The organism is Neisseria sp. HMSC055H02, from assembly GCF_001813335.1.
Classification (GTDB): Bacteria; Pseudomonadota; Gammaproteobacteria; order Burkholderiales; family Neisseriaceae; genus Neisseria; species Neisseria sicca_C.
Genome location: NZ_KV812101.1, coordinates 1 through 436 on the forward strand (window position 1 = coordinate 1; position 436 = coordinate 436).

General features: G+C 44.7%; 1 pseudogene. It reads right to left on the bottom strand.

The features are described 5' to 3' along the window. Positions 1 to 436, bottom strand: a pseudogene (locus HMPREF2907_RS12630) (VENN motif pre-toxin domain-containing protein); the annotation flags it as partial.

The window sequence follows — 436 nt, forward strand, 5'->3', positions numbered from 1 at the left end:
CGCTGGCTTTTTTTCCGAAGTTCTTCGTTCCCGTAATGACATGATCGTAGGAAGACGGTATGCCGACCAAAGCGACGGCACAGCCTAAGCCGAAAGTCTCGGCACAGGCTCCGCCTGCTGCTGCACTGGAAAGCACAAACCCCAAACTGCCCGAAACGATTTCAGCCCCAGGTGAGATGTAGCGGTGCAGGATACTTTTGTCTTCCCTATCCAGCTTTTCGTATTCAGCCTTCAAATAAGAGGCTACTAAATCAGGATGTTGATTTAGGTAATATAAGGATTCTTTTTTTAAGTCCTTAAACCTACTGTCAAAGCGTTTGTCTTGGGTAAACTCGATAATGCGTCCTATATTTTGACGACATTCGGTAATTCTTCCTTTGGAACTGCATTCATTCTTGACTTGCTCTTTTATGACGGAATAAATTTTACGGGCTGT